Raw genomic sequence first — 21905 nt, forward strand, 5'->3', positions numbered from 1 at the left:
TGTCACGGACCTTCAACAGCACCTGGATGACTCTCGATCCATGCGAGCCCTCCGAGGTCCAGCTGACGGCGGGCGCGAGTGACAGCAACGTAGGCGAGGCGCGCGTTGATATCGCTCACGGGCTCCGGGATCGGACAGCCGCTGTCGTCCTGGCGGTCGCTGTCCGGCGGCGGGGGAAAGTCGTCGGCGATTCTCACTTCGGGCCACTCCCTGCCCTTTGCCTTGTGTGCGGTGGAGACCGTGACCTCGGCTTTGCTCTCGTCGGTCAGGGCGTCGACGGCGGCGATGATGGCTTCGGGACCGTGCGTGTCGACCAGTTCCACGAACGGCTGGAGATCCCGCCCGGCCGCATCGTGCTCCGCGTAGTCCTGCAACTCACCCCAGGAGGCGAAAAGAACCAGTTCAGGGTGGGAAGTGCGACGACCGTCCCTGAGGTCTTGGGCAGCGCGCGCCAGCGCGACAAGAGTCTGCCCACCCCGTGTCAGAGCGACCCGGCGACCCGCTTCCAACTGCCTCAAGACTTCGGTCATGGCGCCAATGTTGGTGCGGCACAGCACCGCGTCCGGACAGGCCACGGGGCCGACTCTCGTCGGAATCGTGTCGGTGCCGGTCAGCCGGATCGGCGCATCGGTGAACGCGAGCCAACGGTTGGCCTGTTCGGCGAGGAGAGGGCCGAAGCGAAAGGAACGGGTCAAGGTCAGATGGGTGGCCTCGAAGCCTGTCATCACGTCCCGGGCACCACGCCACCCGTAGATGGCCTGGGCGGAGTCGCCGACCATCACCAGCTGGGCGTGGCCGCGTTGAGCGCCGAAGACCTGCTCAAGCACAGGGTTGGTGTCCTGGGCTTCATCGAGGAACAAGAAGTCGGCCTCGATCTTCGGTTCGGTCAGGGCCCACATCTTCAAGTAATGGTCGTGCTCGAAGCGCACCACACCTTCCTCGTGATTCTTGAGGTCTTTCCAAGCCTTCCCAGCGAAGGGCATGACTGCGGCGGCGAGTTGGGCACGCTCAGCCGGTGTTCCGAGTCTGCGCAGGACCGGTACGTGGTGGGGTGCCAGAGCCTGGTCTGCGGACTGGCAGAAGCGGGTCACTGTACGCAGCACGGCGTGGGACAGTGCCCTGTGGCTGATCTCGTGGTCACCGATACGGACGGGGGACCTGATGCCGAGGGCCTGTCCGATCCGCCACGCAGGTTGGCGAGGACTGCTGAGGCGGCGAGCGAAGCGGTGGCCGATGGCTGCATAGGCCGTCGCATGCGCGGTCTTGCACAGCACGGAACGTGGGAATCGGCTTGCCGCGTCGGTGGCGATGTCCTTGTTGAAGGCGAGGTAGCGGCCACGGCGGTCGGTACTCGCGGCAAGCAGGCACAGTGTGCTGGTCTTCCCGGTGCCTGCGCCGGCTTGCAGCACGAGGTGTTGACCGTCGCGGAAGGCGTCGACGGCGTGGAACTGTTCGTCGGTGGGTGTGTGCAACAGGAGCTCCGCGAATGAGACGGGCTAAGGGGTCGGCTGTGAGCCGTTCTCGTCGTGTGAATGCAGGGAAGCCGGGTCGCGGCTACGCAGCAGGACGTGGACCGTGCAGGCCAGCACGTCTTCAGGTGCGTGGTGGGCGAGGAGGTTCGTGAGCTGCACGGTCAGTTGCCGAGTGCGTTCCCGCTCGTTCCGCTGAAGAGCCGCTACGACAGCCCGGCCGAGGAAGACTCCAGGCTTCTGTCCCCGGGCTGCCGCAGCATGACGGACCGTCGAGCACATGGCACGAGGAAGGACGACATTGAGCAGAACTTGGCCGGACCGGTCGGGGTAGTGAGTTGTGAGCACGTCGATGGGCAGGAGTCGATCAAGCTCCCCGCGAAGTGACCGCAGCGCCTGGCCGGGCGACTTGGCGTGGCGCACGGTCATCAGCCGGGTGTGGTCGGCGTTCGCTGCGAGCGGCACCGCACGGCAGGCTTGCTGAAGCTCTCCGCGGGTGACTGGCCTGGTCAGGATGATCTCGACAGCGTGTTGCCGTCTCATCGCCGGACCGCCTTCCGCGCCTCACCGTCCGGGAGTGGTCGGCGTCCATGGGTGGGAAGCCGAGGGTTCACGTAGGCGTGGTGGACGAGCGGGTCGAAGGGCTCCCAGTCGGTCAGTGCGAGATCACCTGCCGTCGGGGCGGCGGCGTGCTGAGGGCAGCGCTGCGTGCGCCAGCGCAGTTGCTCGGCGTACGGCAGGGAGGAGAGGTCGTAGAGAGCCATCACCTCAGCAGGAAGTGCCAGTTGCCCTTGCGTGGCTGTGGCAGGAACCAGGGTCCAGACACCCGCGGGGCCGTCTGAAGCAAGCATCGTGCGGGTGCAGCGGTCTCGGTGCCGTGTCTGGGCAACGCACTGGATCTCGTCCACGGAGCGTGCGGCGAGGTAGCGGACGTACAGGATCTGGACGATGGGCCTCGCGGGTCGGCAGGCGTTCTGTTGTACCGCCGGCAGCTCTGAGGCTGCGGCCGGAACGAAGGCGCCTGCGTCCGTCAGGCGACGTGTGTTCACCGCCAACGCCCGCCGCAGTCCGGTCAGGGTGGGCTCGATGACGGTGGTGCCGTCGCGGGCGGGGCAGATGACGGCGTGGGCCAGTCGGCACCAAGCGGTGCCGTCCCCGGCGGGATGGGCAAGGCCGGAGCTGACGTGCCAGCGATAGTCAGCGGGGACCTCGGCCACCGGCAACTCTCGTGGATGCAGGCGGATAGGGCGGTCACAAACTCGCTCGTACCACTCGACAGGGTTGCCGCACTCGCGGCAACGGTCGCGCTGGGCACAGCGCAGAAGCCGGGTGGGGCTGTCAGGGTCGACACGCAAAGAGCGTCGTCGGCGGGCCTGAACGGGGCTGCTGTCGCAGTGTCGGCGCGTGGATGAGGAGTACATACGCGTGAAGGTGCCAGGCAACACACCGCGCGGGCGACGCTCAGGCCGATGGAGTCCACCGAACGGCCCCATCCACGGCTACACACATTCGAGGCATCGACCAAACGTTCGCGTCGGCCTACCTGATCGGGTGATCGCCGAGCAAGCCCCGGTAGTCCGTCAGCCGTCCGTCCGTCGGGGTGGTTCATGGCCACGACAGAGGGCACCGAAGAGTTCGTCGAGAGGTGTGCTGAGCGCGTGAGCGAGGGCGTGCCAGGTGTTGAGGGTGCCGATCGTGCGACCTTGCTCGATCTCGATAAGGGTCCGTCTGGCCAGGCCACTCCGGGCGGCCAACTCGTCGTACGTCCATCCCCGCGCCGCGCGCAGCCGGGCGAGCTCCAGACGCAGAGCGTCGAAGTCCGGATCGGGCGGGAAGATCGTCACCTGACCATCCGACGGTGCAGACACCTGCCCTGTCAGTGCAGACCTCTGCCCTAATTTCCGTCAGCGGGCGGCTAAGCAGAGGGCAGGGGTCTGCACTACCGTGGGCGGCTGATCCCAGCTCGCCGGGGGCCGGCGCGGAAACGACAGGAGGAGCGCACGCGCCATGAGGCTCCACTTCTCCCATCCCGGAGTGCGGCGCATCTGGACAGTGGAACTGCGCCCACAGCCTGGCGGCCCGGTTCTCGTGTGCCAGCAGTGCACCCACGACAGCCGACTGCTCGACGGCCCCTCGGCTCGCGCCGAGGCCCTGGCCCACCTGGCCCTGCACGCACGCCGGACCCCAGTGCCACCACACCTGCGGACATGCCAGTGCCACGAGCGGGGCTGCTGTTGGCACCGCCGTCATCGCGGATGCCAGGGCCCCATCCGGCTCTTGCTGGCGCGCGAGCGCGGCGGACGGCTGTGGCGACTCACCGACGCATGCACTGCATGTGCCGCAGCTACCTCGGAAGCAGCCGTGGTCCCCGACACGATTCTGACCGCCACGGCTACGTCGTCCGGACGAGCAAACACTCGACGGAGGCGATGCCCGAAAGGGCCCGACAGCCAGACCCGGGTACGCGAGATGCTCAACTATCTCGCCGCGGCCCTGCCTGCCGAAACGGGAGCTGGCGCCCGCATGCTCGCCCTGCAGTGTGCACTGCGCATGAACGAATCGGCTCAAGTAAGGCTGCCCTACGGAGTGCTGCGCAGCCTTCGCCTCGAATCTGCTACTGATTCGTGGCGTGAGCTCAAGGAAGCAGGGCTTCTGCGCACGTTCCCTTCCGACAAGCGCGCAGTTGCAGTTCAGATTCTCGACGCGGGTCTACTCACTCAGCACCCGGCCCGCCCCGACCGGCTCCGCGCTGCCGATTGGGCAATGCGGAGCGTCTGCCGCGCACGCGCCAGTTCCATCCCGCTCCTTCAACTCGCCGCCCTATTCATCGTCGCCCGCACGCCCCGAGGACGCGGTCACGGAATGACAGACATGGACCAGATCGCGCGCGAGTGCGGGTTTCCCGCCGCCGCGCTTCCTTCGCTACTCAACCAGTTGGTCGAGGTCGGGGTCCTCACGACCTGGCAGGTGGCACCCGAAGCGGGAGACCTCTCGTGGACGCTGGGACCGACTGTCATTTACCCCGAGTCCGTCACCAATGAAAGCAACTGATTACCCGGGACGCTTACCGATCTGCCGTGTCGGGCGCTGTGCGGCACCACACGTTGCGACGCCGCAATGCCTCAGGCCAGTTGGAACGAGACCCCGTTCCCGGCCGATGCTGTGGCAGCCGCGAGGATGTCATCCCGTGGTGCCTGCCGCTTGTGCAAGCTCAGGAAAAGCTTCTTCCCACACCTCGCGAAGATGCCGGCTCACCAACCGTCTCAGCACCGGCCATTGCGCGAGCAGCAAGTCTCTGTTGAGGAAACGGATCAGATCTTGGCGCTGCCCTTCGGCAAGCACGATTCGATAGAGACTCATGCACGCCTTGGGCCGCTCGAGAGAAAAACTGCTGACTCCGGACCAGACCACATGCAGCGGCAGATCGACGACGCCCTGGGAGGGGCCGACGAGTTCGACCAGCGTTCGTGGTAGGCGATTGCGATAGCGCGCCCGCAGTACCTCTCCAGGGGAGATCCGGTCTGCACCTCCGGCGCCTTCCATCAGCCCAACTTCCTCAGTGTCGCGGGTCCAGGGGCAAACGACCTCAAGTTGAATCGTCCCTTTGGGCGATCGGCCTCTCCAACCACCGAACCCGCAATCCGCGTCTCGCAAGAACCGCCGAAGCGCCTTCAGCTGGCCGACCGAACCCGACGACCACTGGCGCCACTCTTGTTCATACGCCAGGTCAACATCTTCCTGCTGACTCCGTACAGAAACATCGCCGCCTCAGGACTCAGCCCTCTTCTGGCGATGGACCACGCTGCCTCGTTGGTGATCAGCAGGTTGCCGGCCAGCCAGTCCGCTTCTTCTTCGATCTCTCCGTCCCAGTGCCGGCAACCGCGAAAGTCGAGCGCGGGACCGGGCGGATGCATCAAGAGCGCGTGGGCGATTTCGTGGTCGGCCGAGCTGTTTTGACGCCCCGGGTCGTGGGAGTCGTTCACCCAGATCTGTCGCCGTGTCCCTGCATGCACGGTGAGGGCACTCACGGCCTCCTGCTCTGTGGTGAGAAGTCGCTCGATCCGAGCGTCGTCCGCTATCGCGGAGCTGAACGTCTTGACCGGGATCGCCAAGTGTTCAGCGAGCCGTGCAGGCACAAGCGGCGAGGCGGGGTGAAGCCCCAGCTCTCTCCGCATCTGCACCGCAAGGCGGTTGGCTTCAGCCTTGAAGCCGTGACGCAACGACATAGGGAGCTCCCCTACTCCGGCTGATCAGTCACCAACTGTTTGTAGGCGACGGCGATCAGGGCTTCGAGAGCTTCCGCAGCCTCAGGCGTGAGATTGCGGTCGCCCCGCAGATGCGTAGCCACCTTGGTCAGCGTGTCCTGACTACGCGGCTCATCGGTCCGGCGAACAAAGTCGTCCGCGCTCAGATTCGCCCAGGTGACAAGGGCTGCGAGTCCGTCCACGTCCGGCCTGCGCCCCTGGGCCAGCCGCGTCAATGTTGATGCGCTGACGCCTGCTTCTTGAGCTACGTCCTTCCAGAGAAGACCTCGCTCCTGACGCGTGTGGTCCAGGGCCGTGTGAAACGCGACCGCGTCAAACCGTCCTGCTGCATTCCGCTCGCTCATGATCTCCTCCTCTCACCCGCATACTTCCACATCAGGTACCACTTGCGAAAGTCGAAGCGAGACCCTACCCTTCCAATTGCAAGATCGATAGCAGTACCGATCTCGCAATCAGATAGTTCTCCGATGAATGGTGGTGGCGTCATGGCTACGAACACCGGCAGGGGCTTCCGACGCGGCAGCGTCTCCCGACGGAGTCAGGTCCTCAACCCCCGGACCGGCACGTGGACGAAGCGCGGCGACAAGGGCCGCTTCATGGGAGGGAAGGCAGGCGGCGCGTTCAAGGGCGTCCGCCGAGAGAAGTAACAGGTCTCGTGCTGGTGGGAGACATCCTCCTCGTCTCCCACCAGCGGACAAGGAGGTAACGATGGTTCGCAAAGACTCCCTTGCGCAGCTCCTCGACGAAGGACGCCGCAAGATCCAGGTCACCGACAAGGAACTCGACGAGGCCAAGCGCCGCCGCCGACTCCTGGCCGCGTCCGTACGCCGGGCTTTCCCCGGATCGACCACCTACTTCAACGGCAGCGTCGCGCACGGCGACGCCAACACTCCCCTGACCGACGTCGACCTCGGGGTCGTCCTCAGCAAGAAGGACGCCGAACCCTACGGTCCGGGCAAGAAGAGCGCCGTGCCGCTCATGGAGATCGTCCGTGACGTGATCCATGAAGACCTCGACGCGGAGTTCCCGAAGCTGACCATCGAGGTCGTCGGCCGCCGCCGCGCCGTCCTCGTACGCTTCGGCGACCCCGTCACGGAGGGCCAGGACGACTTCACCGCGGACGTCATGACCGCGCTCCCGCACCCTTCGGGCCGCGGGCTGTACATCCCCAACACGAAGATCGCGGACCAGTGGGACCGCGCCGACCCGATCACGCACACCCAGATGGTGCTCCAGGCCATCACCGACACGAAGGTCGTGTTCGCCCGCACGATCCGGCTGCTGAAGCACTGGAACTGCACGCACAGCAAGCCCATGTGCTCCTGGAACTTCAAGGCCCTCGGCCTCGGGTGCCTCGACGAACCCATGCCACTGATCAACGCGCTCCAGGTCTTCTTCACCTACGCGGCGGACGAAATCGACAAGGGCCCGACGCCGGACCCGGCCAACGTGGCCGGACCCATCCCCCTGAACATGACGCGCCGCGAGGTCCACGAACGACTGTGCACCGCGCGTGACTACGTCGACCTCGCGATCGAGCACGAGGCAGCCGGACGCCCGCTCAGCGCCCAGCACGCCCTCCACCAGGTCCTCCCCGAACTCGTCCCGGACGCGGACGCCACGCAGGAGGAAGCCGCCCGCCTGGCATCGACGGTCCGCTCGCGCGGCACGGCCGCCACCGGCCTCGGACTCGCCGTCGGACTCGTCACGCCCACGCGGGCCTGGGGAATCTGAGCCATGCCGACCTGGTACGGGGTCCAGCCTGTCTGGTGGGCCCCGCTCGAACGTGACGCCCGTCGGCGCTTCGGCTCCGCCCTCCGGTACGGATACCGCCGCGGCTCACTGATGTACGAACTCACGGGACTTGACGTCATCGGCGAGCCCGAACCGATCGACGTCAGCATCGGGTTCTACGAGAACCCGCCCTACCCGATCTTCGGCCAGAGGCCGCAGGACTTCCCACGCGTCCACGCCAAACCGGGGGCACCCTCGAAACACCGGTACACGGACGACGACGCCCTCTGCCTCTGGCACCCGCTCGATCCGGAAGAACGACGGTGGACGAGTTCGAAGGGACTCCTGGACCTCATCGAGATAGTCCGCACACACTTGTTCCTCGAACACTACTGGCGGCTCACCGGCGGTGAGCACGATGGCCAGTGGCTGATTGAGGACGCCCCGCACGGCATGCCGGGGAGTGGTGCATGGAGGTCATCGCGGCGACAGCGGCGACGAGCGGCGGGTGGACCTGGTCCCAGACCACCGCGCTGATCGTCCCCTTCATCGCCGTGTTCGGCGCCTTCCTCACGTACACCCTCAACCAGCGGGCGGTGAGACGGGAGCACCAGGCGAAGACCTTCGCCGAAGCCCTGACCGCGGTCGAGGAGTACCTGGAGATGCCGTACCGCATACGACGACGTCCCGCGACCTCGGACCTGGTCCGGCAGCAGCTCACGGACGAGGTCAGCAGCCTGCTGGCGCGCATGGCGTTCCACCAGGCGTGGCTCCAGATCGAAGCGTCGTCCGTCGCAGGGCCGTACGCGATCCTCGTCGCCACGGCCCGCGCCGAAGCCGGCGCACAGATGAGTCTCGCCTGGCAGCAGCCACCCATCAGGACCGACGAAGGGATGAACCTCGGCTCCGCCTACCCCCGCGACCGATCAACAGCCGCCCGAGCAGCCTGCATTGAGGTGATGCGCCGTCACCTCTGAAAAGCAGCCGCGATCTTGGTGCCAACTATCCCTCTTTTGTGCCAACTAAAAATCCTCGTCACACGAGAGCTAACGCCGCACCCTGGGCATCCCCAGCCCGATCCACGAGATGATCTCCCGCTGGATCTCGTTGTTGCCGCCGCCGAAGGTGAAGATGACGGCGGAGCGGTAGCCGCGCTCCAGTTCGCCGTGCAGGACGACGCCCGCCGAGCCCTCCTTCAGCGCGCCGGCCGCGGCGACGATCTCCATCAGCCAGGCGTACGCGTCGCGGCGGGCCTCGGAGCCGTAGACCTTGACGGCGGAGGCGTCCTGGGGAGTGAGCGTGCCCTCCTGGACGGCGTTCACCATCTGCCAGTTGAGGAGTTTCATCGCGTCGAGCCTGGCATAGGTGCGGGCGAGGAGGCGGCGGACCCACGGGAGGTCGACGACGCGGCGGCCGTCGGCCAGCTTGGTCTCCATGGCCCAGTGCTGGACGTCGTGCAGGGCGCGGATCGCCATCGTGCCGTGGGCCGCGAGGGTGACGCGTTCGTGGTTGAGCTGGTTGGTGATCAGGCGCCAGCCCTGGTTCTCCTTGCCGACGCGGCGGGTGACGGGGACGCGGATGTTCTCGTAGTAGCTCGCCGTGGTGTCGTGCGAGGCGAGGGTGTTGATCACCGTGCAGGAGTAGCCGGGGTCGGCTGTCGGGACCAGGAGCATGGTGATGCCCTTGTGCGGCGGGGCCTCGGGGTCGGTGCGGACGGCGAGCCAGACCCAGTCGGCGGTGTCGCCGTTGGTCGTCCAGATCTTCTGGCCGTCGACGACGTACTCGTCGCCGTCGCGTACCGCGCGCGTCTTCAGCGCGGCCAGGTCCGTGCCGGCCTCGGGCTCGCTGTAGCCGATCGCGAAGTCGATCTCGCCGGCGAGGATCTTCGGGAGGAAGTACGCCTTCTGCTCGTCGGTGCCGAACTGCATGATCGTCGGGCCGACCGTGTTCAGCGCCATCAGCGGCAGCGGTACGCCCGCCTGCGCGGCCTCGTCGAAGAAGATGAACTGCTCCATCGGCGTCAGCCCGCGCCCGCCGTACTCCTCGGGCCAGCCGACGCCGAGCCAGCCGTCCGTGCCGAGCCGGCGGATGGTCTCGCGGTAGAAGCGCTTCTGGGCGGCCGGGTCGGCGTAGCGCGAGTAGGCGTGGTCGGGCACCAACTCGGCGAAGTAGGCGCGCAGTTCGGTGCGCAGCCGCTGCTGCTCGGGCGTGTATTCGAGATGCACGGCGCCTCCAGGCTCCCCACGGCCGGTCCTGACGGCGCACACCGTAGAACGTGTTCCAGAAATAGGGAATGGCGAGGCGGCAATGCCCCTGAAGGAAGCGGCGACGTGCCCGAAGAGACCGTAGGCGCGCGTCAGTTTGGCGTCGCCATGGACTTCACCTCGGCCTGGCCACGGACTTCACCTCAGCGTGGCCATGAACTCCGTGCACGCCCGTGCGCAGTCCCGGCACGCCTCCGCGTCGGCCTCGGCGCCCGGCTGCGCGTCGAAGACCTGCGCGCACTCCAGGCAGACGAGCAGGCACCACTTGGCCTGGAGGCGCAGGGCGGACTCGTCCTGGAGGTTCTGCTCGGCCAGCATCCGGCAGGTCGCGTCGCACACCTCCGCGCACAGCAGCGCCTTGCGTCGTACGAGTGCCTCGTGGTCGGCGGCGTCCGGATCCGAGCGGCTGACGCGCAGCACACAGGCCCGCGCACACTCGGTGCAGGCCTGGGCGCAGGCGAAGCGGTCCTCCAGGAAACGGACGAGTTCCTGTTGTGCGGTCATCGCTGTCACACGGTCCGGGTTGCCGTCACCGCCCGCCGCAAACCCGGCCGGGCAGGCATCCGGGGTGCGTATCGCCCCGTCGATCAGTACGGTTCTGTCCAGGTGTTCGACCTTGGACACGGGGAACCGCGCACGTCATCGAGGGGTTGAGGCAGCATGGCCGGCAAAAAGGCGACGAAGCTGCCGCGCGAGAAGTACGAGACCGAACTGCTGCGCCTGCAGACGGAGTTGGTGAAACTCCAGGAGTGGGTCCGGGCCGAGGGCACCCGGGTGGTGATCGTCTTCGAGGGCCGGGACGCGGCGGGCAAGGGCGGCACCATCAAACGCGTCGCCGAGCACCTCAACCCGCGTGTCGCCCGGATCGCCGCACTGCCGAAGCCGACCGACCGCCAGCGCACCCAGTGGTACTTCCAGCGCTACGTCGAGCATCTTCCGGCCGCCGGCGAGATCGTCCTGTTCGACCGCAGCTGGTACAACCGGGCCGGCGTCGAGCGGGTGATGGGCTTCTGCACCCAGGAGGAGTACCAGCTGTTCCTGCGCCAGTGCCCCATCTTCGAGCGGATGCTCGTCGAGGACGGGATCGTGCTGCGCAAGTACTGGTTCTCCGTGAGCGACTCCGTGCAGCAGGACCGCTTCCGGCGCCGCCTGGAGGATCCGCTGCGCCGCTGGAAGCTCTCGCCGATGGACCTGGAGTCCATCACCCACTGGGAGGCGTACTCGCGGGCGAAGGACGAGATGCTGGTGCACACCGACATCTCGGAGGCCCCCTGGTACGTCGTCGAGAGCGACGACAAGCGCCGGGCCCGCCTGAACATGATCGCCCACCTCCTCGACTCCCTCCCCTACCACGAGGTGTCTCCCCCGGTCCTCGAACTCCCGCCCCGCCCGCCGTCCACCGGCTACGAACGCCCGCCGCGCGACCTCCAGACCTTCGTCCCGGACCACGCGGCGAGCCTCTGAACAGGTCGGGTCGAGGAGCACCATGTCCCCCATCGGGCGCGTCCTGGAGTGGCGGCGCCTGACGCCCGGAATCGCCGCGCTGGCCGGATACCGGCGCGCCTGGCTGCGCGGCGACCTGCTGGCCGGCGTCACGGTGGCCGCGTACCTCGTCCCCCAGGTGATGGCCTACGCCGGGGTGGCCGGCCTCCCGCCGGTCGCCGGCCTGTGGGCGATCCTCCCCGCGCTCGCGCTCTACGCCGTACTCGGCTCGTCACGCCTGCTCTCGGTCGGCCCCGAATCGACGACGGCGCTCATGACGGCGACGGTGGTGGGCCCGCTCGCAGCCGGCGACCCGAGCCGCTACGCCACCCTGGCCGCCGCCCTCGCGGTCACGGTCGGCCTGCTCTGCCTCCTCGCTTGGGCGGTCCGGCTCGGCTTCGTGGCCGATCTCCTCTCCCGCCCGGTCCTGATCGGCTACCTGGCGGGCGTGGCCCTGATCATGATCGTGGACCAACTCCCCAAGCTCACCGGGGTGTCGACGACGGGCTCGGCGTTCTTCCCCCAACTCTGGTCGTTCCTACGGCACTTGCATCAACTCCACACGCCCACAGTGCTGTTCGCCGCTGTCACGCTCGCGTTCCTGTTCACGGTGGCGCGGCTGTCCCGGATGGTGCCCGGCCCCCTGCTGGCCGTGGTGCTCGGCACGGCGGCCGTGGCGGTCCTCGACCTCGACGACCGGTACGGCATCAAGGTGATCGGCCACGTCCCGGCGGGACTTCCCACGATCGGCCTGCCCGACCTCACCCAACTCCCGCACCTGGTACTGCCCGCGCTCGGTGTCCTGCTCGTCGCCTACACCGACTTCATCCTCACCGCCCGCGCCTTCACCGGCGGCGACGAGGACGACGGCCCCGGCCTGGACGCCGACCAGGAGTTCCTGGCGCTGGGCGCGGCCAACCTCGGCGCGGGTGTCCTCCACGGCTTCCCGGTGAGCAGCAGCGCCAGCCGCACCGCGCTCGCGTCCTCGGCGGGCGCCCGCAGCCAGGCGTACTCACTGATCGCCGGAGCGGTCGTCCTGGCGGTCCTCCTCTTCCTGAGCCCCCTCCTCGCCCGCACCCCCTCGGCGGTCCTCGGCGCCCTCGTCGTCTACGCCGCCGTCCGCATGATCGACCTCACCGGCTTCCACCGCCTGGCCACCTTCCGCCGCCGCGAACTCCTGCTCGCCCTGGGCTGCTTGGCCGGAGTGCTGGCCCTGGACATCCTCTACGGAGTGATCGTCGCCGTGGGCCTGTCGGTGGCCGAACTCCTCACCCGGGTGGCCCGTCCGCACGACGCCGTCGAGGGCCTGGTCCCCGGCGTCGCCGGCATGCACGACGTGGACGACTATCCGCAGGCCCGCACGATCCCCGGCCTGCTCGTCTACCGCTACGACTCCCCGCTCTTCTTCGCCAACGCGGAGAACTTCCGCCGCCGCGCCCTGGCCGCCGTAGCCCAACAGGCCGCCCCCGTCCGCTGGTTCGTCCTCAACGCCGAGGCCAACGTCGAGGTCGACATCACCGCCCTGGACGCGGTCGACGAACTCCGCCGCGAACTCGCCCACCGGGGCGTGGTGTTCGCCCTCGCCCGGGTCAAACAGGACCTGCTGGACGACCTGGAGGCGTACGGGCTGGTGGAGTCCGTCGGCACGGACCACATCTTCCCGACCTTGCCCACGGCTGTGGCCGCTTATCGGGAGTGGAGCGGTGCGCACGGTCAGGGGACGGTGACGTAGCACCCGTTTCGGTCGTAGGACCGGAGGTTGGGCAGGCGGCCGGGGAAGCGGCCGATGTCGTGGTTGATGTCGTGGTTGATGTCGTGGTTGATGATCAGCGCTCGGTTGGACCCTCACCAGGGATGTCAACCCGACGCCCCCAACTGCCCGTTGACACGCTAGGGTTGCGCAGCTCACGGGATATCTGGGGGGGGAACTCACCATGGGCAAGGCTCCGATCGACGCTGCCGGCACCGGCGACGACGATGCCGACCGCGAGGTTGTCGAGCAGGAGCAGGCGGAGATACGAGAGTTCATCCAGGGACTGAGCGCAGACGACATCAAGTCGGGCAGCTGGTTCACCAAGCTCAGCGCTCATGCCCTGAACTCGTACACCGACAAGGTCGACTGGCAGTATTTCCAGGAACGTTATGCGGGCGTACCCGCGGACGCCATCGTCGATCAGCGGATCAAGATGGCGGCTCGGTACGCGGCGCTCGAAGGCGGTCTCTCTGCCGGGGCCTACACGGCGGCCGTCGTCGCCACCCTCGGAAGCCTTGGAGGTGCCTCGCCGGCGACCGTGCCGGCCGCCGTCGCGACCCTGATGGTCGATGTCGCGTTCATCACCCGGCTCCAACTCCGCCTGGCCTACGACATCGCAGTCCTTTATCGGGTCCCGCTCGACCTGTCCGACCCCGATGACATGTGGAAGCTCATTCGCGTGGCCTTCACCATCAAGAGCGGGGAAGTGGTCCGGGAAGGCGTGGTCAAGGCCGTACCGGCGATGGTACGGCCGGTGATCAAACGCTTCTATTCCAAAGCAGCACTGAACGCCGCGAAAGGGTTCCCTTTCGTCGGCAAGTTCCTCCTGCAACGCAACGTCATCAAGATAGGTATCCCTCTGGTCGGCGTTCCCCTCGCGGTGGTGTTGAACCGCTATACGACGCTGCTCGCGGGGCGGCACGCGCAAGCCGTCTTTCGGAACGAGGCGCGGGTGACCGAACTCGCCGAGAACTTGAGCAGGCAGAGTCGGCACCCTCAATTGATGGTGTGGGTCGCGTGGCTCGTCATCAGGGCGAACCACAAGATCACCGACGACGAGGCACTGTTGATGCGTCACCTGGTGCGGCTGGTCCGGGAACACCATCAGGTCGTCGACGAACAGCTCGCTCACCTGGTCGACATCGACCCCGCCGAGGTGTGGCGGCGCATAGAAGCCGAGCCAGGGGATCTGAGCGACCTCCTCGACGTGGCCAACAGGGTGGCCGCTGTGGACGGCGCCGCCAACGCACACGAGAAAGCCGTCATCTCCGAACTGGGAGACCGTTGCCGCCACCGAGTCTGACGTCAGGATGCGCCTGCGCACGGCGGCTCGACGCGCGCCGCGTGGCCGCGCACCGCTGACCGTCACCTCCTGGCCGTAGTCCATACGGGGGCGCAGTCCTCGCCCCTCGGCATCTAGGTCACATTGCCGATGCCGCCGCGAAAGCACTCCTCATAGGGTCCAAGGCATGCCACACCGATGAAGCCGCCCGTGCGCGGCTGAGCCCGCCGACCGAGCCGAACTCCTGCGGCCACCTGTTCAGTTGACGCCCGCCGCCCTCGCGCAGCAGCTCAGCGGCGAGCGCGTCGTCAGACCCATTCCCCCATCCCCATGCCTGAGGAGTCCCATGAGTTCCGAAGTTTCCCGCCGGCGGGTACTGGCCGCCGGAGCGGCGCTGGCCGGGTCGGCGGCGCTGATCGCCGGCGCAGAAGGAACGGCCGGCGCGGCGACGGCCACGACTGGTAGCGGTGAGGAGAAGTCCAAGGTGAAGCCCACGATCGTCCTGGTGCATGGCGGGTACGCCGATTCGTCCTGCTGGAACGCCACCATCGGGGAGTTGCAGGACAAGGGCTACACCACGGTCTGCGCGGCGAACCCGCTGCGGGGCATTCCGACCGACGCCCCGTACGTCGCGAGCCTTCTGGACTCCATCAGCGGACCGGTCGTGCTGGTCGCGCACTCCATGGGCGGCACGGTCATCACGAACGCCGCCGCCGGCAAGTCCAACGTCAAGGCGTTGGTCTACATCGCGGCGTTCGTGCCCGACGTCGGCGAGACGCAGGGCGAACTCATCACCAAGTTCCCCGGCAGCGAGGTCGAACCGGTGAGCGTGCCGGTCCCGTACACGAAGGCCGACGGCACGACCGGCACCGACCTGTACCTGAGCAAGGACGGCCAGGCGGCCTTCGCCGCCGACATCTCCACCGCCGACTTCCGGGTCCTGCAGGCCACGCAACGGCCGTTCGACGCCGACTCGTTCGTCTTCCCGACCACGGCCGCGGCCTGGAAGACGATCCCGTCGTGGGGCCTGGTCGCCGGCCAGGACAAGGCGATCCCGCCGGCGTGCGAGCGCTGGATGTACAGCCGCGCGAACGCGCGCAAGGTCGTCGAGGTACCGCGCTCGTCCCACGTCGCGATGATCAGCCACCCGAAGATCGTCGCCAACCTCATCACGGACGCGGCCAAGGCGGTCAGTTGACGGTCCCGGCCCGTGCTCCGGTCCACCGCCAGGGACCGGGGCGCGCTTCCGCCCTCCTACGGCCCTGATCCGTCGGCACAATTCAGATCGACCCGCACGGGCAACGACCATTGGGTGTACGGCGGTTCGGGGCTCGGGGCTCGGGGCTCGGGGGCATCGACGCCCGGCTCAGGCCGATGGATACGGCCAGGGTGCGGCGACCCGAACGCCCTCGCCTAGGCTGGCCGCTTCACCCGAAGCACCATGACGAGGATCAGGCCATGCACAGCAGCACCAGGGTCCGCCTGATCGAGCCCGCCGACGCCGCCCCGATCGCCGCGCATCGGGCGCGGGACCGCGAGGCTTTCCAGCCCTGGGAACCGGCCCAGCCCGCCGACTTCTTCACGCCGGAGGGCCAGGCGGAGCGGATCGACAGGCTGCTGGCCGGATACCGGGCCGGTACGGTCTGGCCGGGCGTGGTGCTCGCCGACGACCAGGTGATCGGGCAGGTCACCGTCGGAGGCATCCTGCCGCAGCCGCACCTGCGCCGCGGCTCCGTCGGCTACTGGATCGCGAGCGTCGCCCAGAACCAAGGCCACGCCGGGAACGCCCTCGGGCTCGCACTCCGGGTGATGACCGACGAACTCGGGCTGCACCGCGCCGAGGCGTCCACCCAGCTGGAGAATCTGCCGTCGCAGCGGGTGCTGCGCCGCAACGGGTTCAGCCCGTACGGCGTCGCACACTCCTCGATCTTCCTCGACGGGAGCTGGCGGGACGGGCTGCTGTGGGAGCGGGTGCTCGACGAGTAACGCGCTGACCCGCGACCGATCTCGCTGTCGTCACGGCAACCAGATGTCTCCTCGGTCACCAGTCGTAACTCGACTCTGATGGACCCCTGTCAGGAACCGGTCGGGCGCGTCCAGTCGTCCAGAGACACATGGCTCAAGGTTTCCGACTGCGTGAGGCGACCCCCGAGCACGCCGACCCGAGCGCGTGGGAGCAACGGCGAGACGCGTGGGCGCGGGTACTGGCCACGGCCGCCGGCTGCGCCGAGGGCGTGCTGGAGTGCTGGGCGTCCAACACCCGTGCGCAGGGCTTCTACGTCCGAAACAGCTGGCGGCCGGATGGAGCGCGCCGTCCGGGACCGCTGGACCACGACTACGTCCGGCTGCGACTGAAGCAAGCATCGCGCAGCTCCTGAACGGCAGCCGGATGCCGGGACGCTCGGGGACGTCGGACCCGCGGCCGCCCGCCCGCAACGGGCGAACTCCCAGATCGTCCGGCCGATCCAGGAAGACCCACCTCACGGGAGAGCCTGTTCCGCACGTGGACCAGCGTCGCCAAGAGCCGGTCAGCGAAGACCAGTTCGGCAGCTCTCGTGGCCATCTGCACGCACCGGCACTCACCGGCCAAGGTCACATCGCAGGCCGGCTCGTTAGGCTCGGAGGCATGACCTCACCCCTTGTCGGCAGTGCATTCGACTCGATCCGCCTCGGCGCCGTGCGCGACCAGGAGGCGCTGCGCCAGGTCTACGGACTCCCGCGTGACCCGGCCGCACGGAAGCAGATGACCGAACTCACCGAACAGACACGGCGGTTGATCGGCTGCTCGTCGCTGGTCATGGTCGCCAGCGCGGACGCCGACGGCAACTGTGACGTCTCCCCGCGCGGCGGCCCCGCCGGGTTCGTCGCCGTCCTGGACGCACGGACGGTGGCGATTCCGGACGCGACCGGCAACAAGCGTCTGGACACCCTGCAGAACATCGTCGACACCGGACGGGCCGGCCTGCTGTTCGTCATCCCGGGACGCACCACGACACTCAGGGTGAACGGCCGCGCCTGTATCTCCACCGACCCGGAGCTGCTGTCGCAGCTGACAGCCGTGGGCAAGCCGCCGGCCAGTGCGCTGGTCGTGGGCATCGACGAGGTCTACCCGCACTGCCCCAAGGCCCTCCTGCGCGGCGCGGCCTGGAAGCCGGACCAATGGCTGCCGGCGGACGCCCAGCCGTCCTCGGCCGAGGTGACACTGGCCCAACTCCGGATGCCGGAGCTGACCATCGCCGACATCGAGCAGTCGGAGGCGGACTCGCTGAAGTACCGGTACGAGTGACCGGGCCGACCCGCGTTTGCTGAACCACCAGCCCGCCACCACACCGCAATGATCACGACCCCAGGCAGCCCCTGGTTCTGCGGCCCCTAGTTTTTCTGCAGAGCGCGGGTCACACCCGCGATCACCGCGGTCGTCAGCACCCAGCCGAAGGCGATCAGCAGGTAGGCCAGCCACTGGAGACCGCCGTTCGACCAGTACCAGGCCGTGCGTTGGCCCAGCCCGCCGATCGGTATCAAGAGGTCGAGCGTGTAGACGAGGGGCTGGAACGGGGCGCCTTCGCCTCGTTGGACCGGGGTGGGGGCGTGCGTGCTGAAGGAGAGCGTGCCCAGCAGGGTCAGCGCGAGGAGCCAGACGCCGGCCAGCCAGGGGCGGTAGCCGTAGCCGACGGTCACGTCGAGCAGGTGCCCCCACACGCGGGCGGCCGGGGACAGAGTTCGACGCCGATGGCGCTGTTTGGCCAGGAGTACGCGGCGGGCGTCGTTGTCGTGGCCGGCTTTCCGGTACCAGTTCGCCAACTGCTCATAGGGCTGGGGGTTGTAGCCGGGGCCGCGCCGTATCCACGCCACGCGGCGGGCCACGGAGTTCCGCCGTCCCACGGCCTCCCGCCGCTCGCCTGCCTCATCCACCTTGATGGAGCCGTAGACGAAGCCGTCCAGCTCCACCACCTTCGGCCAGCTGTGGTCGCTGTCGTGGAGGTAGGAGACCTGCGCGCCCCGCAGATCCACGGCGGCGGACGGTTCCCGGGCGAGGGTGAAGTCGAAATCGACCGCCTGCATCAGCAGGGCGACCAATGACGGGCCGTGGCCCTCGGGCGGCCCGTTGAGGACGGCTCTTTCAAAGGTCAGGAGATCCGAGATCCGGGCACCCCGCAGCCGTACGGTCCCGTTCGCGGTGAACCCGCCGGAAAAGTCGAGCGTCGAGGCCACGGCGTTGTCCAGGGCGAGCGCGACCCCGCGCCGGCCGGGGCGGTCCAGGAGTGCGCCCCGCATGTGTAGTCCGCCTGGCAACTGTGCCCCCATGAGGCGGACTTCACCATGCGCGACGAATCCGTCCGCGCAGTAGACGCCGCCCTCGGCGACCAGTCCGCCGGCGGACACCGCCCATTCCCCGGGTGCGGTGATCTCTGCGCCTCTGAGATTCACGGCGCCGCTCACGTGGGCGTTGATGAGCGACAGGGCGGTGACCCTGCGGTGAAGGGGCGAGACGGAGCCGCTTTCCACGCGCGAGCGCCGCAGGTCGAGGCGTCCCTCGACACGGATCAAGCCGGCTTCCACGCCCGGCAGCCGGCTGCCCACGATCGCGATCGACTGGGTCGACGCTCCGGAGAGGTCCACGCCCTCCTCGAACCAGCAGTCCTCAAGCCAGAGGGCATGAGCGACCTGCGCGGCGGCCAGGTTGAGCTGCCCGGATATCCGCGCCCCGGCAAGCCTCAGACACGCCACGACGCCCGATTGCACCGTGTTCGCACCCAGCAGGAGCGCCACGATCACCGCGGCCCGAACCGTCCGCCCGGGACCCCACTGCCCGCCCCCGGCGACACGGTCCTCCTCGGGCACACCCGCGCGCAGGTCCACCCGCAGCCCCTCGGGAAACGCATCCCACAGCTCACGCTCCGGTGGGGTCAACTCGCCATATGAGAGCACCGGTTCAGAGTAGTGATCATCCTCCGCGCCCGCCTCACCGCACAGAACACGACCGCCTCACCGCGCAGAACACAGGCCGCCGGGTACTTCACGGCGCCGGCGACCGAGCGCCACCCCGATCGTGGTGATACCGCACTGCCCAGTACCCCCACGACCGGGGCGATCGCACATCTACGCCCGCCGCCGACCCGTCGGCCGACAGCCCGCCCCTACTTCAAGTGCCGCCCGAAGAACCGGTCCCCGTCCTCCCGCTCGAACCACGGCGTGCCGATGTGCCCGCCCAGATTCGCGTGCAGCGTCTTCTCCTTGCTCCCGAACGCGTCGAACAGGTCCAGGGCCCGCTGCCGGGGGTTCCCCTCGTCGTCCCACTGCAGCAGAAACAGCAACGGAATGCCGACCTGCCGAGCTTCCTCACGCTGGGCGCGCGGCACATACCCTCCGGCGAAGAACCCGGCGGCCGCGATGCGCGGTTCGAGCACCGCCAGCCGGATGCCGAGGGCGGTCCACCCCGAGTAGCCGACCGGGCCGCCGATCTCGGGCAGCGTGAGGAGAGCGTCCAGAGCCAGGCGCCATTCCGGGACCGCGTTTTCGACCAGCGGACCGACCAGGGACTCGAAGATCTCGTCGACCGGCTCGCCGGCCTTCATCGCCCGGCGGAGGTCGGCACGGGCCTGCTCGCCGGCGGCGGAACGGGGCCGCTCACCGCACCCGGCGGCGTCGATGGAGGCAACCGCGTAGCCGTACGCCGCGGACAGCCGGGCCCGGGCCACCAGCCGGGGTTCCGCCTTGGGCAGACCGTTGTTGTGGGCCATCAGGATCAGCGGGGCCGGTGCGACGGATTCAGGGGTCCACAGGGTGCCGGGGATCTCGCCGAGGGTGAACTCGCGTTCGAGGACGCCGTCGTCGAGGCGTCGCTCAGAAGTGACATGCATGGTCGTGCCTTTCGGGAGGACAGCTTTACGGCGCTCCCGGACGACCTATCGCCCGACCGTGACCCCGGAGGAGAGCACCCACGTCGATACTTCGTTCACGGGTACCACCTCCTCGTTCTCTCGCACGGCCTCCCGGAAAGTAGCAGCGGTCGCCGTGATCCGCCAACGGGTTTTCCCGGAGGATCCGCGCGCGGATACCGCCTGCCCCCCCCTAGGCCCGGTCCTACTCCTCGTCACCGGCCGCCGTCAGCTCGACCTCCGTCACACCGTCGTTCTGGAACAGCTCGGACGTCAGCTGCCCCGCGTCGGCCGCGCCTTCCAGCCGCAGTAGCACCCGCGCGGCCGGATCGGCCCGCTCCGGCAACCGGTCGACCTTGACCTCCTGGATGCGGAAACCCCTCCGCGTGCACGTCTCCATCAACTGCGGCAGCAGCGCCGTGCCGGTCCGGTAGGTCAGCCGCACCTCGAACGACCCCTCCTCGGCGCCGGGCATCATGCGGGCGAAGAGCCGCGGATATCCGCGTACGACGAGGAAGTGCACGGCGGTCGTCGCCAGCGCGAGGATCGGCAGGCCGCCGCCGCAGGCCATGCCGACCGCGCAGGTGAGCCAGATGGTGGCGGCGGTCGTCAGACCCCGTACCGCGTCCCGTCGTACGAAGATCAGGCCGCCGCCGATGAACCCGATCCCGGAGACGATCTGGGCCGCCACGCGGGACGGGTCGAAGGAGACGTTGTCCAGGCCGAGGACGTTCGTGAAGCCGTGCTGGGAGACCTCCATCATCAGCGCGCTGGCGATGCCGACCAGCGTGTGCGTACGCAGACCGGCGCTCTTCTGCTGGGCCGCCCGTTCCCAGCCGATCAGGGTCGACAGCAGCAACGCCAGCCCCAGTTCGGCGAGTTGGCGCAGCCCCTGCCCATTGCTCACGTCCCACAACGGGACCGCCAGTCCGGCCACCCCGCGCCTCCCTTCCCTTCCGGTTCCCCGCCCCGACACAGAGCCCCTACCCGGATGGACGGGACCATGCCCACCCGACAATTCCACCTCCGACAACTCACCCCTCCTTGACAATTTTTTTTGTCGGTTGGATCCTGGAGTGGCCCGCACACAGAGCCGCGCACAAGCCCGCCGGCACACCGACCACCCGAGGACCCGCCATGCGCACCCTGATCAGCACCGCCTTCATCTCGCTCGACGGCGTCATGGAGGCACCGGGCGGCGAACCCGGCTACCGCAACTCCGGCTGGACCTTCAAGGAGGTCGAGTTCCTGCCCGAGTCGTTCGACATCAAGGGGCGGGAGCAGCTGGAGTCCGCCGCGATGCTGATGGGCCGGGCCAGCTACGAGGCGTTCAGTCCGGTGTGGCCGGACATGGAGGAGTTCGCGCACTACAAGACGCTGCCGAAGTACGTCGTCTCCACCACCCTCACCGACGACAAGCTCGTGTCGAACTGGGGCGAGACCACGATCCTGCGCTCCCTCGACGAGGTCGCCGCCCTCAAGGAGACCAAGGGCGGCCCGATCATCGTGCACGGCAGTGCCGCCCTCAACCACGGCCTCGCGGACGCGGGCCTGGTCGACCGCTACCACCTGCTCGTCTTCCCGCTGCTGCTCGGCGCCGGAAAGCGCCTGTTCCCCGCCTCCGACAAGGACACCCAGAAGCTGAAGCTGGTCGAGCACGCCGTGTACGCCAACGGACTTCAGCTGAACGTCCTCGACGTCGTGCGCTGACCGCGCCTCGGCCGGAGCAGGCATCTCAACAGGTGTAGACCCTTGACTCCTATTCAACACAACTCCA

At 68.2% G+C, this 21905-nt stretch carries 24 protein-coding genes; 12 read left to right on the plus strand and 12 right to left on the minus strand.

The window, feature by feature from the left end:
* Positions 1-2: 2 nt before the first annotated feature.
* The 4 genes from R2B38_RS50605 to R2B38_RS50620 form a co-directional block, all read right to left on the minus strand.
* Positions 3-1472, minus strand: coding sequence for a UvrD-helicase domain-containing protein (locus tag R2B38_RS50605; RefSeq protein ID WP_318022952.1), 1470 nt, complete (start codon positions 1470-1472; stop codon positions 3-5).
* Between the two features lie 24 nt (positions 1473-1496).
* Positions 1497-1934 (minus strand): hypothetical protein, encoded by a 438-nt coding sequence (locus R2B38_RS50610; RefSeq protein ID WP_318022953.1) that lies wholly within the window; start codon positions 1932-1934, stop codon positions 1497-1499.
* Positions 1935-2008: 74 nt separating this feature from the next.
* Complete coding sequence (locus R2B38_RS50615) at positions 2009-2962, minus strand: DUF6083 domain-containing protein (protein WP_318022954.1); 954 nt, start codon at positions 2960-2962, stop codon at positions 2009-2011.
* An 87-nt stretch (positions 2963-3049) separates the two neighbouring features.
* Positions 3050-3313, minus strand: a complete 264-nt coding sequence (locus tag R2B38_RS50620) for a helix-turn-helix transcriptional regulator (RefSeq protein ID WP_318022955.1) — start codon at positions 3311-3313, stop codon at positions 3050-3052.
* 625 nt (positions 3314-3938) lie between these two features.
* Here R2B38_RS50620 and R2B38_RS50625 point away from each other — a divergent pair.
* Entirely contained in the window at positions 3939-4520 is a 582-nt protein-coding gene (locus R2B38_RS50625) for a hypothetical protein (protein ID WP_318022956.1), read from the plus strand.
* Positions 4521-4649: 129 nt separating this feature from the next.
* Here R2B38_RS50625 and R2B38_RS50630 read toward each other — a convergent pair whose 3' ends face one another.
* The 3 genes from R2B38_RS50630 to R2B38_RS50640 all read right to left on the minus strand — a co-directional run bounded on the left by R2B38_RS50630 (position 4650) and on the right by R2B38_RS50640 (position 6078).
* Positions 4650-5012 (minus strand): hypothetical protein, encoded by a 363-nt coding sequence (locus tag R2B38_RS50630; RefSeq protein WP_318022957.1) that lies wholly within the window; start codon positions 5010-5012, stop codon positions 4650-4652.
* Positions 5013-5140: 128 nt separating this feature from the next.
* Complete coding sequence (locus tag R2B38_RS50635; protein WP_318022958.1) at positions 5141-5695, minus strand: ImmA/IrrE family metallo-endopeptidase; 555 nt, start codon at positions 5693-5695, stop codon at positions 5141-5143.
* Between the two features lie 11 nt (positions 5696-5706).
* Positions 5707-6078, minus strand: coding sequence for a helix-turn-helix domain-containing protein (locus R2B38_RS50640; RefSeq protein ID WP_086757004.1), 372 nt, complete (start codon positions 6076-6078; stop codon positions 5707-5709).
* Positions 6079-6219: 141 nt separating this feature from the next.
* Here R2B38_RS50640 and R2B38_RS50645 point away from each other — a divergent pair, with 141 nt between their 5' ends.
* From R2B38_RS50645 to R2B38_RS50655, 3 genes are all read left to right on the plus strand, one after another.
* Complete coding sequence (locus tag R2B38_RS50645; RefSeq protein ID WP_179203165.1) at positions 6220-6381, plus strand: hypothetical protein; 162 nt, start codon at positions 6220-6222, stop codon at positions 6379-6381.
* Positions 6382-6442: 61 nt separating this feature from the next.
* Positions 6443-7468 carry a hypothetical protein gene (locus R2B38_RS50650; RefSeq protein WP_318022959.1) on the plus strand — a complete coding sequence of 342 codons (1026 nt, stop codon included), beginning with the start codon at positions 6443-6445 and terminating at the stop codon, positions 7466-7468.
* A gap of 470 nt (positions 7469-7938) precedes the next feature.
* Positions 7939-8445 carry a hypothetical protein gene (locus R2B38_RS50655; RefSeq protein ID WP_318022960.1) on the plus strand — a complete coding sequence of 169 codons (507 nt, stop codon included), beginning with the start codon at positions 7939-7941 and terminating at the stop codon, positions 8443-8445.
* A gap of 69 nt (positions 8446-8514) precedes the next feature.
* Here R2B38_RS50655 and R2B38_RS50660 read toward each other — a convergent pair whose 3' ends face one another.
* A complete protein-coding gene (locus R2B38_RS50660) occupies positions 8515-9693 on the minus strand; it encodes an acyl-CoA dehydrogenase family protein (protein ID WP_318022961.1) in 1179 nt (392 codons plus the stop codon).
* A 177-nt stretch (positions 9694-9870) separates the two neighbouring features.
* A complete protein-coding gene (locus R2B38_RS50665; protein WP_318023103.1) occupies positions 9871-10236 on the minus strand; it encodes a ferredoxin in 366 nt (121 codons plus the stop codon).
* A 156-nt stretch (positions 10237-10392) separates the two neighbouring features.
* Between R2B38_RS50665 and ppk2 the strand changes: the two genes are divergently transcribed.
* The 7 genes from ppk2 to R2B38_RS50700 all read left to right on the plus strand — a co-directional run bounded on the left by ppk2 (position 10393) and on the right by R2B38_RS50700 (position 17535).
* Positions 10393-11196 (plus strand): polyphosphate kinase 2, encoded by an 804-nt coding sequence (gene ppk2 / locus R2B38_RS50670; protein WP_318022962.1) that lies wholly within the window; start codon positions 10393-10395, stop codon positions 11194-11196.
* A gap of 22 nt (positions 11197-11218) precedes the next feature.
* Positions 11219-12946, plus strand: coding sequence for a sulfate permease (locus R2B38_RS50675; protein ID WP_318022963.1), 1728 nt, complete (start codon positions 11219-11221; stop codon positions 12944-12946).
* 202 nt (positions 12947-13148) lie between these two features.
* Positions 13149-14270 (plus strand): hypothetical protein, encoded by a 1122-nt coding sequence (locus R2B38_RS50680; protein WP_318022964.1) that lies wholly within the window; start codon positions 13149-13151, stop codon positions 14268-14270.
* Between the two features lie 325 nt (positions 14271-14595).
* A complete protein-coding gene (locus R2B38_RS50685) occupies positions 14596-15447 on the plus strand; it encodes an alpha/beta hydrolase (RefSeq protein ID WP_318022965.1) in 852 nt (283 codons plus the stop codon).
* Positions 15448-15707: 260 nt separating this feature from the next.
* The gene (locus R2B38_RS50690; protein WP_318022966.1) at positions 15708-16235 is read left to right on the plus strand and encodes a GNAT family protein; all 528 of its coding nucleotides are present in this window, start codon (positions 15708-15710) and stop codon (positions 16233-16235) included.
* Between the two features lie 128 nt (positions 16236-16363).
* Positions 16364-16627: a hypothetical protein gene (locus R2B38_RS50695; protein ID WP_318022967.1), complete on the plus strand. Its 264-nt coding sequence runs from the start codon at positions 16364-16366 to the stop codon at positions 16625-16627.
* A 248-nt stretch (positions 16628-16875) separates the two neighbouring features.
* A complete protein-coding gene (locus R2B38_RS50700; RefSeq protein WP_318022968.1) occupies positions 16876-17535 on the plus strand; it encodes an MSMEG_1061 family FMN-dependent PPOX-type flavoprotein in 660 nt (219 codons plus the stop codon).
* Between the two features lie 86 nt (positions 17536-17621).
* Here the strand turns inward: R2B38_RS50700 and R2B38_RS50705 are convergent, their stop codons facing one another.
* The 3 genes from R2B38_RS50705 to R2B38_RS50715 all read right to left on the minus strand — a co-directional run bounded on the left by R2B38_RS50705 (position 17622) and on the right by R2B38_RS50715 (position 21065).
* Positions 17622-19178 carry an oxidoreductase gene (locus R2B38_RS50705; protein ID WP_318022969.1) on the minus strand — a complete coding sequence of 519 codons (1557 nt, stop codon included), beginning with the start codon at positions 19176-19178 and terminating at the stop codon, positions 17622-17624.
* 209 nt (positions 19179-19387) lie between these two features.
* Positions 19388-20110 (minus strand): alpha/beta hydrolase, encoded by a 723-nt coding sequence (locus tag R2B38_RS50710; protein ID WP_318022970.1) that lies wholly within the window; start codon positions 20108-20110, stop codon positions 19388-19390.
* A 223-nt stretch (positions 20111-20333) separates the two neighbouring features.
* Complete coding sequence (locus R2B38_RS50715; RefSeq protein WP_318022971.1) at positions 20334-21065, minus strand: MgtC/SapB family protein; 732 nt, start codon at positions 21063-21065, stop codon at positions 20334-20336.
* A 200-nt stretch (positions 21066-21265) separates the two neighbouring features.
* On the opposite strand from R2B38_RS50715, the gene R2B38_RS50720 reads away from it, so the two are divergent.
* Positions 21266-21838 carry a dihydrofolate reductase family protein gene (locus tag R2B38_RS50720; protein ID WP_318022972.1) on the plus strand — a complete coding sequence of 191 codons (573 nt, stop codon included), beginning with the start codon at positions 21266-21268 and terminating at the stop codon, positions 21836-21838.
* Positions 21839-21905 lie beyond the last annotated feature (67 nt).

This window comes from Streptomyces sp. N50 (genome assembly GCF_033335955.1).
Lineage (GTDB): Bacteria > Actinomycetota > Actinomycetes > Streptomycetales > Streptomycetaceae > Streptomyces.

What these genes read in the sequence shown, in the direction of transcription:
- R2B38_RS50615 (WP_318022954.1), bottom strand. Translation starts at nt 2,962, where the DNA reads ATGGGGCCGTTCGGTGGACTCCATCGGCCTGAGCGTCGCCCGCGCGGT.
- R2B38_RS50625 (WP_318022956.1), top strand. Translation starts at nt 3,939, where the DNA reads ATGCTCAACTATCTCGCCGCGGCCCTGCCTGCCGAAACGGGAGCTGGC.
- R2B38_RS50630 (WP_318022957.1), bottom strand. Translation starts at nt 5,012, where the DNA reads ATGGAAGGCGCCGGAGGTGCAGACCGGATCTCCCCTGGAGAGGTACTG.
- R2B38_RS50635 (WP_318022958.1), bottom strand. Translation starts at nt 5,695, where the DNA reads ATGTCGTTGCGTCACGGCTTCAAGGCTGAAGCCAACCGCCTTGCGGTG.
- R2B38_RS50640 (WP_086757004.1), bottom strand. Translation starts at nt 6,078, where the DNA reads ATGAGCGAGCGGAATGCAGCAGGACGGTTTGACGCGGTCGCGTTTCAC.
- R2B38_RS50645 (WP_179203165.1), top strand. Translation starts at nt 6,220, where the DNA reads ATGGCTACGAACACCGGCAGGGGCTTCCGACGCGGCAGCGTCTCCCGA.
- R2B38_RS50650 (WP_318022959.1), top strand. Translation starts at nt 6,443, where the DNA reads ATGGTTCGCAAAGACTCCCTTGCGCAGCTCCTCGACGAAGGACGCCGC.
- R2B38_RS50655 (WP_318022960.1), top strand. Translation starts at nt 7,939, where the DNA reads ATGGAGGTCATCGCGGCGACAGCGGCGACGAGCGGCGGGTGGACCTGG.
- R2B38_RS50665 (WP_318023103.1), bottom strand. Translation starts at nt 10,236, where the DNA reads ATGACCGCACAACAGGAACTCGTCCGTTTCCTGGAGGACCGCTTCGCC.
- ppk2 (WP_318022962.1), top strand. Translation starts at nt 10,393, where the DNA reads ATGGCCGGCAAAAAGGCGACGAAGCTGCCGCGCGAGAAGTACGAGACC.
- R2B38_RS50675 (WP_318022963.1), top strand. Translation starts at nt 11,219, where the DNA reads ATGTCCCCCATCGGGCGCGTCCTGGAGTGGCGGCGCCTGACGCCCGGA.
- R2B38_RS50680 (WP_318022964.1), top strand. Translation starts at nt 13,149, where the DNA reads ATGGGCAAGGCTCCGATCGACGCTGCCGGCACCGGCGACGACGATGCC.
- R2B38_RS50685 (WP_318022965.1), top strand. Translation starts at nt 14,596, where the DNA reads ATGAGTTCCGAAGTTTCCCGCCGGCGGGTACTGGCCGCCGGAGCGGCG.
- R2B38_RS50690 (WP_318022966.1), top strand. Translation starts at nt 15,708, where the DNA reads ATGCACAGCAGCACCAGGGTCCGCCTGATCGAGCCCGCCGACGCCGCC.
- R2B38_RS50695 (WP_318022967.1), top strand. Translation starts at nt 16,364, where the DNA reads ATGGCTCAAGGTTTCCGACTGCGTGAGGCGACCCCCGAGCACGCCGAC.
- R2B38_RS50700 (WP_318022968.1), top strand. Translation starts at nt 16,876, where the DNA reads ATGACCTCACCCCTTGTCGGCAGTGCATTCGACTCGATCCGCCTCGGC.
- R2B38_RS50710 (WP_318022970.1), bottom strand. Translation starts at nt 20,110, where the DNA reads ATGCATGTCACTTCTGAGCGACGCCTCGACGACGGCGTCCTCGAACGC.
- R2B38_RS50720 (WP_318022972.1), top strand. Translation starts at nt 21,266, where the DNA reads ATGCGCACCCTGATCAGCACCGCCTTCATCTCGCTCGACGGCGTCATG.